Here is a 12873-nt window from a genome sequence, read left to right as displayed (position 1 = left end):
GGTGACCTCTGTGACGCCGGTACCAGAGGGTCGGAAGCTGCTGCGGCTCGAGGTCCGCAACAGCCAGACGCCGATCGAGAAGAAGCCCTCGTGGATCAAGACGAAGGCCAAGATGGGCCCCGAGTTCCGGGAGCTCAAGGGCCTCGTCAAACGCGAAGGGCTCCACACGGTCTGCGAAGAGGCGGGCTGCCCCAACATCTACGAGTGCTGGGAAGACCGCGAGGCCACCTTCCTCATCGGTGGCGAGCAGTGCACCCGGCGGTGCGACTTCTGCCAGATCGACACCGGCAAGCCCTCTGACCTCGACCGCGACGAGCCCCGGCGGGTCGCCGAGTCGGTCCAGGCGATGGGTCTGCGCTACTCCACCGTGACGGGTGTCGCCCGCGACGACCTGCCCGACGGCGGCGCGTGGCTGTACGCGGAGACCGTGAACCAGATCCACGCGCTGAACCCCGGCACCGGCGTCGAGCTGCTGATCCCGGACTTCAACGCGGTGCCCGAGCAGCTGGCCGAGGTCTTCGAGTCCCGGCCCGAGGTGCTCGCGCACAACGTGGAGACCGTGCCGCGCATCTTCAAGCGCATCCGGCCCGCGTTCCGCTACGAGCGGTCCCTCGACGTGATCACCAAGGCCCGCGAGTTCGGCCTGGTCACCAAGTCGAACCTGATCCTGGGCATGGGCGAGACCCCGGAAGAGGTCACCCAGGCGCTGCGCGACCTGCACGAGGCGGGCTGCGAGATCATCACGATCACCCAGTACCTGCGGCCCTCGCCGCGGCACCACCCGGTCGAGCGCTGGGTGAAGCCCGAGGAGTTCGTCGCGCACTCGGACGACGCCAAGGCCATGGGCTTCTCCGGCGTGATGGCCGGACCGCTCGTGCGCTCGTCCTACCGCGCGGGCAGGCTGTACGCGACCGCCGTGGAGAAGCGCGGCGAGGAGCTGCCGGAGAACCTGCGGCACCTGCTCCAGGCCGGTTCGGCGGCCCAGGAGGCCAGCTCGCTGCTGGCCCCCCGCTAGCCACACGACACCCCGTGCCCCGGCGTCCGCGCCGGGGCACGGCTATGCCCGGACCGGCTCGTCGACCACCACGCCGTCCAGGGTGCGCACGAAGTCCGCACCGAACGCGCTGGACGGCGTGTGCGACCCCGCGGGCACGTCACCGGCGAGCAGCCGGTCCACCACGCGGACGACCGCGTCGGCGGTGAGGTCGTAGCCGTTGGGCGTGGTGAGCGCGATGGACACGGTGTGCCCCTCGGCGTCCGACGCCTCTCCCCACACCTCGGAGCGGGTCCGGCCGCGCAGGGCCTCGTCCGGGCCGCTGACCCGCTGCGCCAGCGCCTTGCCGACGTTCTGCGCCAGCGACGAGCGCAGCAGCGGCGCGAACAGCGCCTGGACGTGCCCGGTGAGGCCGGGCAGGACGGTGAACGTGGTGATGTTCGGGATGCCCGTCGACCGGTAGGCCGTGCTCACGTCGCCCCACGGGATCGACCCGACGTCGCGGGCACCCGACCGGAACGCGGCGCTGCGCCTGCGGTGGCCGAGCCGGACCCGGCGCAGCTCGCCGTCGACCCGCGCCCGGCCACCCGCCGCGCTGCCCTCGACGGACGTCTTCGTCGTGCCGGGGCTCGCCCCGCCGCCCGCGGCGAACGCGAGGTCCAGGTGCGTCGCGCTGGGCAGTTCGGCCTTGAGCATCGCCGCCACGCAGTCGGTCGGCACGACGTCGAAGCCCGCGCCGGGCAGCAGCACAACCCCGGCGGCGCGCGCCTCGGCGTCACGGGTCGCGACGGCCTCGAACACGTCGATCTCGCCGGTGATGTCGACGTAGTGCGTCCCCGACGCCAGGCAGGCGTCCACCATCGGCGCGGACGTCGCGGAGAACGGGCCCGCGCAGTGCACGACCAGGTCGACGTCGGCGAGCGCCTGCTCGGCGTCCTCCAGCCCGAACACCCGGTGCTCCAGCCCGAGCCGCTCGGCGAGGGGGGCGACCTTCGCCGCGGACCGTCCCGCCAGGACGGGCCGGTGGCCTCGTCGCACGGCCAGATCCGCGATCAGCTCGCCGGTGTACCCGTTGGCGCCGTACAGCATCCACGTCATGCACAAGACGCTACCAACGAGTAGCTAGTGTCGGGAGCGCCGTCTGCCGACGAGCCCGCCCGCCGCCAGCAGCACGCCTCCGCCGATCGCCATCGGCAGGGCCCAGCCCATCCGCTCGTTCCGCAGCCGCTCGCAGATCCCGACGAACGTCGGATCGATCTTCTCGACCTCAACCTGGTCGAAACCGATGCCCAGCGCGTTGCCGCACGACACGGGTGAACCGCCGGGGGTGTCCGACGACATCGGCACGAACATGATCAGCAGGCCGGCGAGCAGGAATGCGAGACCAATCACCATCGTGACCGTCCTCGGCGCCATGGGGAGAAGTTACGTCCGAATTGGACTCCCGTACAGAGCCCGAACGGCCTCATGTTGATCAATCGCGTTCCAGTTGGCCGAGACGTCCGACGTCTCCCGTTCGAGAGGGTCGATGCCGAGTGGTCGAGCCGGCCTGGACGGAGGGGGCCAGCCTCGGGAGCACGGCGCCGGACACGATCCACGAGCCCCAGGGGTCGACCCCTCCACTGCGGATCGATGGCCCGCCCGCGAACAGCCCGACTTTCGCCGTTCGGAGCACCGAGGACGTAGCGGCATCCGGGAAAGCCCCGAGCGCACTGCGGTGGACGAGCGTCCTCACCCCGAGGCGACCGCCACCGGGGGTCCGGGGGCGGAGCCCGCCGGGCGGGGTCTGGGGGTCGCACCCCCGGAGAACACGACGGGGCGAGTCCGTTCGCGCATTCCGCGAACAGGGCTCACCCCGAGAACCGTGGGCGCGGCAGGGTTCGAACCTGCGACCGCTCGGGTGTAAACCGAGTGCTCTTCCGCTGAGCTACACGCCCTGGTCGGCCGCCAACGCGGCAACCGCATGCTGCCATGCCGTCTGGTCGCGGGGTTCGCCGGGTTCGTTCACCTCGGCGTACCGGACCACCCCGGCGACGTCCACGAGGAACGTGCCGCGGTTGGCCATGCCCTTGGCCTCGTTGAACGTGCCGTAGGCCCGCGCGACGGCCCCGTGCGGCCAGAAGTCGGACAGCAGCGGGAACCGGTAGCCCCGGTCGAGGGACCACGCCTTGAGGCTGTACGGCGTGTCGACCGAGATCCCCAGCACCGCCACGCCCGCCGCCGAGTACACCTCCAGCCCGTCCCGCAGCGCGTCCAGCTCACCCTGGCAGGTGCGGCTGAACGCGAAGGGGTAGAACACCAGCAGCACCGCTGAGGCACCGCGGTAGGACGACAACGACACGACCTGGTTGTTGGCGTCCTTGAGGGTGAAGTCGGGGGCTCGCACGATCTCCCTGGAAGGCGTGAGCACAGGCCCCCGTACGTCTCGGGGTGCCCGTGCTCAGCCTTCGGTCAGCGCTTGACCTTCGCCGAGCTGGGGCGCACGAGCCTCGTGCCCGACCAGTCCTCGGCGACGGTGATGTTGGACGTCTGGGACAGCCCTGCGGTCGGCACCGCCTCGGCGATCTCACTCGGCTCGACGTGTCCAGGGCGTCCGGTCTTGGGCGTCAGCACCCACACCACGCCGTTCTCGGCCAGCGGACCGGTCGCGTTGATCAGGTCGTCGACCAGATCTCCGTCACCGTCCCGCCACCACAACAGGACAACGTCCACAACATCGTCCGCGTCCTCGTCGAGGAGATCGCTACCGATCCTCTCCTCGATGGCGGCACGAACGTCGTCGTCAACGTCCTCGTCCCAGCCGATCTCCTGAACTGCCTGGCCCGGTGCAATCCCGAGCTTGTCGGCGACACCGCCCTTGTCGGCGTCTCCCGCGGCGACCACGGCTTCCACTCCTCCAACTACGCAAGAGCGGCAGTCGACTCGACTGCCGCGCGATGTATCAACACCTGTCGCGGCTAGCGAACACTGACAGATGGCCTCCGCGCAACCGTTGACCTCATGACACGCCGCAATCCGACCCCCCTGAACCGTCACCCGACCGGATGACGCACACTGAACACACCTCATACCGCGCGCGCGAGGGACACGATCCAGAACTACTGGCCGGTAGGGGGTCGTCTGGGGTGTCCCACGGGCGCCGATGAGGAATCATGGACAGGTAAACCGCCTGAACCCGCAGTGAACGCCGGCAGAAGTCGGCTGCAACCCTGGCGAGGAGAACCCTTGGCCCCGCAGAACAACGGCACCGCCCCCGAACGGGTGCGTGTCATCCGTGACGGTCTCGCCGCACACCTGCCGGACATCGATCCGGACGAAACTGCGGAGTGGCTGGAGTCGTTCGACGCCGCGCTCAAGGGTGGCGGCCAGCAGCGTGCCCGTTACCTGATGCTCCGGCTCCTGGAGAAGGCGCGCGAGGGCGGCGTCGGCATCCCGTCCCTGACCAGCACGGACTACGTGAACACCATCCCCACCGAGCGGGAGCCGTGGTTCCCCGGTGACGAGGAGGTGGAGCGCCGGTACCGGGCCTGGATCCGCTGGAACGCGGCGATGACGGTGCACCGCGCGCAGCGACCGGGTGTGGGTGTCGGTGGTCACATCTCGACCTACGCGTCCTCCGCGAGCCTCTACGAGGTCGGTTTCAACCACTTCTTCCGGGGCAAGGACCACCCCGGCGGCGGCGACCAGGTGTTCATCCAGGGCCACGCGTCGCCCGGCGTCTACGCCCGCGCCTTCCTCGAAGGCAGGCTGACGGAGGACCAGCTCGACGGGTTCCGCCAGGAGTACTCGCACGGCGGCCTCGGCAAGGGCCTGCCGTCGTACCCGCACCCGCGGCTGATGCCCGGCTTCTGGGAGTTCCCCACCGTGTCCATGGGCCTCGGCCCGATGAACGCGATCTACCAGGCGCGGTTCAACCGCTACCTCCAGGACCGCGGGTTCAAGGACACGTCCGACCAGCACGTGTGGGCGTTCCTCGGCGACGGCGAGATGGACGAGCCCGAGTCGCGCGGCCTGCTCCAGCTTGCGGCGAACGAGCAGCTCGACAACCTGACGTTCGTGGTCAACTGCAACCTCCAGCGCCTCGACGGGCCGGTGCGCGGCAACGGCAAGATCATCCAGGAGCTGGAGTCGTTCTTCCGCGGCGCGGGCTGGAACGTCATCAAGGTCGTCTGGGGCCGCGAGTGGGACTCGCTGCTGCACGCCGACCGCGACGGCGCGCTGGTGAACCTGATGAACACCACGCCCGACGGCGACTACCAGACGTACAAGGCCAACGACGGCGCGTACGTGAAGGAGCACTTCTTCGGCCGCGACCCGCGGACCAAGGAGCTCGTCGCGCCCCTGACCGACGACGAGGTGTGGAACCTCAAGCGCGGGGGCCACGACTACCGCAAGGTGTACGCGGCGTACAAGGCGGCCACGGAGCACCACGGCCAGCCGACGGTCATCCTCGCCAAGACCATCAAGGGCTACGGCCTGGGCCCGCACTTCGCGGCGCGCAACGCCACGCACCAGATGAAGAAGATGACCCTCGCGGACCTGAAGATGTTCCGCGACAGCCTGCGCATCCCGATCACGGACGAGCAGCTGGAGAAGGACCCCTACCTGCCGCCGTACTACCACCCCGGCCCGGACTCCCCGGAGATCCAGTACCTGCTGGAGCGGCGCAAGCAGCTCGGCGGGTTCGTCCCGGAGCGGCGGAACCCGGCGAAGGCGCTGACGCTGCCCGACGACAAGGTCTACGAGGTCCTCAAGCGGGGCTCGGGCAAGCAGCAGGTCGCCACGACGATGGCGTTCGTGCGGCTCGTGCGCGACCTCGCGAAGGACCCGGAGATCGGCAAGCGGCTCGTCCCGATCATCCCGGACGAGGCGCGGACCTTCGGCATGGACTCGATGTTCCCGTCGCAGAAGATCTACAACCCCAACGGGCAGATGTACACCTCCGTGGACGCCGAGCTGATGCTCGCGTACAAGGAGTCCGAACAGGGCCAGATCCTGCACGAGGGCATCAACGAGGCCGGGTCGACGGCGTCCTTCACGGCCGTGGGCACGTCCTACGCCACGCAGGGCGAGCCGATGATCCCGATCTACATCTTCTACTCGATGTTCGGGTTCCAGCGCACCGGTGACGGCCTGTGGGCCGCGGCGGACCAGATGGCGAGGGGCTTCGTGCTCGGCGCCACCGCGGGCCGCACGACGCTGACCGGCGAGGGCCTCCAGCACGCCGACGGCCACTCGCTGCTGCTGGCGCACACGAACCCCGCCGTGGTCGCGTACGACCCCGCGTGGTCGTTCGAGGTGGGCCACATCGTGCGGGACGGCCTGCGGCGGATGTACGGCGAGGACGCCGAGAACGTCTTCTACTACATGACCGTCTACAACGAGCCGTACCAGCAGCCCGCGGAGCCGGAGGGCCTCGACGTCGAGGGCCTGCTGCGCGGCCTGTACCGGTACCAGGCGGCCGCGGACGGCGAGGGCCCCCGCGCGCAGCTCCTGGCGTCCGGTGTGGCGATGCCGTGGGCGATCGACGCCCAGCGCGTCCTGGCCGAGGAGTGGGGTGTGCGGGCCGACGTGTGGTCCGCGACCTCGTACTCGGAGCTGCGCCGCGAAGCGGTGGAGATCGAGCGGGAGAACCTGCTGCACCCGGAGAACGAGCCCCGCGTCCCGTACGTGACGAAGGTGCTCTCCGAGTCCACGGGTCCCGTCATCGCCGTGTCGGACTGGATGAAGGCCGTTCCGGACCTCATCCGCCCGTACGTGCCGACGGACATGCACACGCTCGGCACCGACGGGTTCGGCTTCTCCGACACCCGCCCTGCCGCGCGCAGGCACTTCCTGGTCGACAAGGAGTCGATCATCGTCGCGACGCTGGCCGCGCTGGCCAAGCGCGGCGAGATCGACCCGGCCCTGGTCGTGAAGGCCGCGCGGCAGTACCGGATCGACGACGTCATGGCGGCCGGGCCGTCGACGGGCGACGCCGGTCTCGCGTAGTCGGGTACCTCGGGGGGAGTCCCGTTCGCGGGACTCCCCCCGAGGCGTCTCAGGCGGTGGCCCGGACGGCGGTGGCGCGCTGCTTGGCCGCCCGGTTCCAGTCGAGCCAGCCGCGGACCACCAGGACGGCGAACACGGTGTAGATCAGGGCGCTGAAGTACAGGCCGGACCGGATCTGGAGCGGCACGCCGATGGCGTCGACCGCGAGCCAGACGATCCAGAACTCGACCAGGCCGAAGCCCTGGAGCGCGAACGCCAGGACGGTGCCGACGAAGATGGCGGCGTCCGGCCAGGGCGCCCACGAGGCGTCCAGGGCGTCGAGCAGCAGCGCGAAGGCGACCGTGCCGAGCACGAACGCGGCCACGACGGCGATCCGCTCGCCGGTGGACCCCTTGCGCACGACGACGCCGAACACCGGGTCGCGCCTGCGCAGCCACGCGTACCAGCCGTAGAGGGCGATGAGGCCGACGACGACCTGCCGGATCGCCAGCCCGCCGAGCTGGGCGGACAGGTAGACGGTGAACAGCAGTGCGACGGAGGCCAGTTGGACCGGCCACGTCCAGAGGGACCGGCGCTGCGCCAGGAAGACCACGGCCAGCGCGAACACCTGGCCGAAGAACTCGGCGTAGGCGATCCTCTGCCCCAGAACGGTGAAACCCTGCTCCAGCAACACGTGCACCGCGTCCTCCATCCCCAGGGCGGTCCGGGGCGTGGCGCGGCACCGGTGCACGGGCGCGCCGGACACCGGTGGCGTGCGCGCCTCTCATCCGGACTCTCACCGTCGGCCCCGGAGTTCCACCGGGTCAACCGCGGGCCACGGGGCTCGCGGGTCGTGGGCTGTCACCACCGGTTCGGACTTCCACCGACCCCGGAACGCACGTCTCCTGATTGCTCGAACATCGTCGCGCGGATCCGGTGTTCCGTCCTCGTTTGTGACGCGTGGCACTCGTTCGCCGTACACCGCGCGTTCACCCCGGCTCACTAGCGTCCCCAGCATGGTCCCCACCTCGCTGGTGCTCCCCCTGGTGCTGCTGCTGGCGCCCGTTCCCGCCACGCCCGCGGTGGTCGTGCCGACCGCGCAGACCCGCGCGTTCGTGGACGACCCCTCCGCCGACCCGGCCAACTCCGACGCCGACGACCCCGCCGTCTGGGTGCACCCGAGCAGGCCGGAGCGCACGGTCGTGCTCGGCACCCTGAAGGAGGGCGGGCTGGCGGCGTTCGACCTCCGCGGGCGCACGCTGGGCACCTACCCGGCGCCGCCCGCGCCGACGCCGGGGGCCAAGCCGGGCCGGTTCAACAACGTCGACGTGCTGTCCGGTGTCGCGGTCGGCGGCCGGAAGCGCGACCTCGCGTTCGTGAGCGACCGGGGGCGCGACCGGATCCGGGTCTACGAGGTCGACGGTCGCGGGTCGGCGGTGGGCTCGACGGTGCTCTCCGACGTGACCGACCCCGCCGCGAAGCCGGTGTTCTCCGCCTCGGAGGCGGCCGTCGACGACCAGCGCAACGCCTACGGGCTGGCGGCGGGGGTCGACCGGCGCACCGGCACCCCGCTGGTGCTGACCAACCGGCGCAGCGAGACCCGGATCGCGCTGCTGCACGTCGTGCCGGGGCGGGCGGGCACGGTCGGCACGGAGGTCGTGTCCACCGTGGACCTGCCGTCGAGCTTCCCCCTGCCGGACGGCACGACGTGGACCCCGTGCGGCGACCCCGGCGACCGGCCGCAGGCCGAGGGGATGGTCGTGGACTCCGCGCACGGCGTCGCCTACGTGGCGCAGGAGGACGTGGGGATCTGGCGGATCCCCGTGCGGGTGAGCGGTTTCGGTTCCCCCGAACTGGTGGACGTCGTTCGCTCCTTCGGGGCGCCCCAGCGGTACGACGAGGCCACCGAGGAGTGCGTGCCGGACGGTCCGGACCCCGGTTTCGGGGGCGAGTGGCTCAGCGCGGACGCCGAGGGCCTGACGATCGCCGAGGGGCGGGGAGGCGGCGGTGAGCTGATCGCGTCCAGCCAGGGCGACTCGCGGTTCGTGCGGTACGAGCGGACGGGGCGCAACAGGGTGCTGGGCGACTTCGTGGTGGGCGCGGGCCGCGGTCTGGACTCGGTGGAGCACTCCGACGGCGCCCAGGTCGTCACGGCCGACCTGGGCCGCGGGTACCGCGAGGGGCTGCTGGTCGTGCACGACGGCGAGCGCCGCCCGGCGGTCGGCGACCAGGCCACGACCGGCTTCTCCTACGTCAGCTGGGGCGACGTCGTCCACTAGGGACACCTGTTGACCTGCGCGTGGCGCTCCACTCACAACGAGTCGACGTGACGCGACCTCGCTTTTACCTTAACGGGTGTTTAAATATCGCTCGCTGATCCACCCGTGATCAGAGCGTTGCCAAACAGCGACCTGAGGACTTGTAGGGGTTGCTACGGTCGCGTGCTGTATCACCCACAAGGGTGAGTCTCATCGCATTTCACTTCTTGTGATCTTGCATGTATTCAGAGCGGGAGACCACATGGCAGGCAGAGTTCTCGGTGCGATCACGGTGGCCGCCACCTCCGGTCTGGCCCTGTTGGCACTGGCGATCCCGGCTTCCGCGCACACGCCGACCTCCAAGGCCGAGTGCGTCGCGGACAAGGCCGTGGTGAGCGTGAAACTCAAGGCCTACGCCCGGCAGGGCAACACCATCGTGGTCAAGGACGGCGAGACCGAACTGGTCAACACGTCGTTCGGCGACAGCTACGAGAAGTCCTGGACCACTCCGGGCGACGTCGCCCACACCTTCACCATCACCGTGAAGGCCTCGGACGGCAACCAGCACAACTACTCCAAGACGCACAAGGTCGACGCGTGCGTGAAGCCCACGTCGTCCAGCAGCACGACCCCCACCACGACCACCACGACGTCGCCGGTGGAGACCACTCCTCCCAGCTCGACGAGTGAGAGCACGCCTCCCGCCGAGGTGACCACCACCACGACGCCCGCGTCCTCCTCGTCCGAGACCGTGCCCGTCACCACCACCACGACCCCGGTCGCGGGCGGTGGCGGCGAGGCCCAGCCGCCGCTGGCCTCCACCGGTGCCTCGCCCGGTTGGGCGCTGCTGGCGGGCCTCGGCCTCGTCGGCGCCGGTGCCGGTGCGGTGTTCGTGGTGCGCCGCAAGCGCGCCGCCTAGCACCACCCGCTCCACCCGAACAGGGCGCTCCCACCTCGCGGTGGGGGCGCCCTGTTCGCACGTCCGGCCGAAGTGGACCGACGGCGGACGTGAGCCGTGAACGCCACGAGGGCCGTCCCGCGTCGGCGGGACGGCCCTCGTCGGTGGAGGACGGCGCGGACTACTCGCCGGACGGCATCGGCATCCCCGCGGGCGGCGTCGGGGTGTCCGACCCCGCGGGTGGCGCGGTGGCGTGGCGGCGGGTGCCCGCCGCCACCGGCTCCTGCGAGCGGCGCGGCGCCGGGGCGGTCAGGGCGGCCTCGTCCTGCACGCGGGTCAGCCAACCCTCCCAGCGCTGCTGCATGGGGCGGATGAGGCCGCCGCCGACACCGATGACGATGACGCCCGCGACCGTCGCGAGCACGGCGATCAGCACCGGCATGGTCACCGAGACGGCGATGCCGAGCTGGTTCAGCGCGGCGATGACGCCGAGCGCCATGATGAAGCCGTAGGTGATCGTGCCGAGCACCCTCGTGTACGACCGGCCGCCGAGCGCGCCGGTCACGAGGCCCTGCACGGCCTTGGCGATGGCCGAGGCCACCAGGACGAGCACCAGCGCCACCACGATCCGCGGCAGGTAGGCGATGACGTCGTTGAGCAGCGCGCTCACGGCGTTGTCGGTGCCGAAGACGCCGAACGCGAGCTGGAGCGCGATCAGCAGCACGAAGTAGTAGACGAGCTTGACGATCAGGCCGGACGCGTCCACGGGGGACTGCGCCATCATCGAGCCGAGGCCGGACCTGTCGACCAGGCGGTCGAAACCGACCCGCTTCAACAGGAAGCCGACGGCCTTCGACAACGCCTTCGCGATGAACCAACCAACCAGCATGACGAGCGCGAAGCCCAGGAGCTTCGGCACGAAAGTGGCGATCATGGCCCAGGCCTGTCCAAGACCTTCGGTGATCTGGGAGCCCACGACGCCCTCCTTACCTCTTCGTTGCCTGTTCAGTGACGGGGGAGATGGTTTCCCGAACGCGGACCGGTGGGCAATTCGGCGCGCTGGCACGAAAGGGTGACCAACTGGCGTTCTTCACATTTTCGGTTCACAGTGGACGGACCGGTGGGGACCGGGGAGAGGGAACCGCCCGGCGCCGGCGGCGCCGGGCGGTTCTCCGTTCAGCGACCGAACCGGTGATCCACCTCATCCAAAAAGGATTCAACCGATCGAGTGACGGTGTGCGCGGGGTCGGGCCGGGGGTCGCCGGGGCAGGTGGAGCTGTTGCCCGGCAGGACGCCGTCGATCAGGTACCGGTCGACGGCCGCGTCCACGCAGGCGTTGCCGCTGCCGTAGATCCCGTGCTTGCCCTCGTCCAGGACGGTGAGCAGGTTGTCGCCCAGCGCCGCGGCCATCGCTGGCCCGCCCTCGTACAGGGTGCGCGTGTCGCCCTCGGCCTGCACGACCACGCCGACGGGGTAGCCGTCGCGCGCGAGCGGGACCATCGGCTCGGACGGGGTGAAGGTCCGGAAGGTGCACGCGGTCGGCGCGGCGCGCACGACGCCGAGGCCGTACGGGTAGCGGTCGCGGAACGCCCGCATCTCCTCGTAGTAGGACTCCAGGTCGCGCGGCCAGTCGGCCTCGCAGGTGACCGTGTCGTAGACGCCGGAGCGGAGCTCCTCGCGCGCCGAGGCCGCCATCCGGGCCCCGCGCTCGGCCGCCGCCCACGGGTCGGCCCCCGCGGCCAGCTCGTCCACCACGTCCGCGAGGTCGGCCCACAGCGGGCGGAACCGGGCGCCGACGCCGACGGCCGCGTCGAACTCGGTCCGGTCGTGGCCGCCGACCGGTTCGACCGCGAGGCGCGCGGAGACCTTCTCGACGGTCGCCAGCACCTCGGCGGCGTTCGCGCCGAGCCGGGGCACCCTGTTCTCCCCCGCGGCCCACTCGGCCCAGAGGTCGACGTTGCGCCGGGTGGCGATCGCCTGGCCCTTGAGCTGCCCGTGCCACAGCCGCTCCGGGTGCACCGAGGAGTCGAGGACGGTGCGGTCCAGGTGCCGGGGGAACAGCGAGCCGTAGACGGCGCCGAGGTACGTGCCGTAGGAGTAGCCGAGGTAGTTGATCCGCTGCTCGCCCAGGACGGCGCGGATGACGTCCACGTCCCGCGCGGAGTTCGCCGTGTTGACGTACCGGCGCACGCCGCCTGCGGACCGCTCGCAGGAGTCCTCCGCGGCCCGCGCCTCGGCGGCCCACTTCGGGAACTCCGAGTCCGGCGGGCGCGAGTCGGGCGTGGCGATCTCGGGCACCACCGCGCAGGTGAGCGGGGTCGAGCCCCCGACTCCCCTCGGGTCGAAGCCGATCAGGTCGTAGGACCCCGCCAGCGCCGTGGTCGCGAGGAACGCGGGCATCCGGACACCGGACCCGCCGGGACCGCCGGGGTTCAGGACGAGCACGCCGCGCCGGGCCCCGGTCGCCTTCTTGCGGCTGATCGACAGGGACAGGCGGCCCGCGCCGACGTCGCGGTAGTCCAGCGGCACGACGACGGTCGCGCACTCCAGGACGTCGAGGCACGGCCCCCAGGCCGGTTTCTGGTCGAGGAACTCCGCGAGCGGGTCCGGTGGGCCGGACCCCGCGGCGGAGGGCGGGGCCGCCGTGGCGAGCACGGTGAGCACCGCCAGACCGACTGGGACGAAACTCCGCACGACCGGGCCTCCCGTCGTTGAGCGCCACCGCACCGAACGTAGGACCGGGTGGACCCTCG

General features: G+C 71.0%; 11 protein-coding genes, 1 tRNA gene and 1 riboswitch. Of the genes, 4 read left to right on the top strand and 8 right to left on the bottom strand.

Annotated elements, in window-relative coordinates:
- Nucleotides 1-10: 10 nt before the first annotated feature.
- Complete coding sequence (lipA, locus tag AC156L_RS41775) at nucleotides 11-1015, top strand: lipoyl synthase (protein WP_330877814.1); 1005 nt, start codon at nucleotides 11-13, stop codon at nucleotides 1013-1015.
- A gap of 42 nt (nucleotides 1016-1057) precedes the next feature.
- Here the strand turns inward: lipA and AC156L_RS41770 are convergent, their stop codons facing one another.
- The 5 genes from AC156L_RS41770 to AC156L_RS41750 all read right to left on the bottom strand — a co-directional run bounded on the left by AC156L_RS41770 (nucleotide 1058) and on the right by AC156L_RS41750 (nucleotide 3877).
- Nucleotides 1058-2092, bottom strand: coding sequence for a saccharopine dehydrogenase family protein (locus AC156L_RS41770; protein WP_330877784.1), 1035 nt, complete (start codon nucleotides 2090-2092; stop codon nucleotides 1058-1060).
- Between the two features lie 24 nt (nucleotides 2093-2116).
- Entirely contained in the window at nucleotides 2117-2389 is a 273-nt protein-coding gene (locus AC156L_RS41765) for a hypothetical protein (protein ID WP_330877785.1), read from the bottom strand.
- Nucleotides 2390-2859: 470 nt separating this feature from the next.
- Nucleotides 2860-2931, bottom strand: a tRNA-Val gene (locus AC156L_RS41760).
- Nucleotides 2922-3380, bottom strand: coding sequence for a peroxiredoxin (locus tag AC156L_RS41755; RefSeq protein ID WP_330877786.1), 459 nt, complete (start codon nucleotides 3378-3380; stop codon nucleotides 2922-2924). Before AC156L_RS41755 ends, AC156L_RS41760 begins: the two co-directional genes overlap by 10 nt.
- Before the next feature lie 65 nt (nucleotides 3381-3445).
- Nucleotides 3446-3877 (bottom strand): DUF3052 domain-containing protein, encoded by a 432-nt coding sequence (locus AC156L_RS41750; RefSeq protein ID WP_259621958.1) that lies wholly within the window; start codon nucleotides 3875-3877, stop codon nucleotides 3446-3448.
- 342 nt (nucleotides 3878-4219) lie between these two features.
- Between AC156L_RS41750 and aceE the strand changes: the two genes are divergently transcribed.
- Nucleotides 4220-6985 (top strand): pyruvate dehydrogenase (acetyl-transferring), homodimeric type, encoded by a 2766-nt coding sequence (gene aceE, locus AC156L_RS41745; protein WP_330877787.1) that lies wholly within the window; start codon nucleotides 4220-4222, stop codon nucleotides 6983-6985.
- A 49-nt stretch (nucleotides 6986-7034) separates the two neighbouring features.
- On the opposite strand, the gene pnuC is transcribed toward aceE, so the two are convergent.
- Nucleotides 7035-7664 (bottom strand): nicotinamide riboside transporter PnuC, encoded by a 630-nt coding sequence (gene pnuC, locus AC156L_RS41740; protein WP_330877788.1) that lies wholly within the window; start codon nucleotides 7662-7664, stop codon nucleotides 7035-7037.
- A 73-nt stretch (nucleotides 7665-7737) separates the two neighbouring features.
- A riboswitch (FMN riboswitch) is annotated at nucleotides 7738-7866 on the bottom strand.
- 114 nt (nucleotides 7867-7980) lie between these two features.
- On the opposite strand from pnuC, the gene AC156L_RS41735 reads away from it, so the two are divergent.
- Together AC156L_RS41735 and AC156L_RS41730 are read left to right on the top strand one after the other, a co-directional pair.
- Nucleotides 7981-9243: a phytase gene (locus tag AC156L_RS41735; RefSeq protein WP_330877789.1), complete on the top strand. Its 1263-nt coding sequence runs from the start codon at nucleotides 7981-7983 to the stop codon at nucleotides 9241-9243.
- Between the two features lie 241 nt (nucleotides 9244-9484).
- On the top strand, nucleotides 9485-10141 hold the full coding sequence (locus AC156L_RS41730) for an LPXTG cell wall anchor domain-containing protein (protein ID WP_330877790.1): 657 nt from the start codon (nucleotides 9485-9487) through the stop codon (nucleotides 10139-10141).
- Nucleotides 10142-10301: 160 nt separating this feature from the next.
- On the opposite strand, the gene AC156L_RS41725 is transcribed toward AC156L_RS41730, so the two are convergent.
- Nucleotides 10302-11096 carry a mechanosensitive ion channel family protein gene (locus tag AC156L_RS41725; protein WP_330877791.1) on the bottom strand — a complete coding sequence of 265 codons (795 nt, stop codon included), beginning with the start codon at nucleotides 11094-11096 and terminating at the stop codon, nucleotides 10302-10304.
- Between the two features lie 200 nt (nucleotides 11097-11296).
- A complete protein-coding gene (locus tag AC156L_RS41720; protein WP_330877792.1) occupies nucleotides 11297-12814 on the bottom strand; it encodes an alpha/beta fold hydrolase in 1518 nt (505 codons plus the stop codon).
- Between the last annotated feature and the right edge of the window lie 59 nt (nucleotides 12815-12873).

It is taken from the genome of Umezawaea sp., assembly GCF_057122925.1.
Note: the sequence above shows the minus strand (reverse complement) of the source record. Positions and strands in the feature narration are given on the sequence as shown.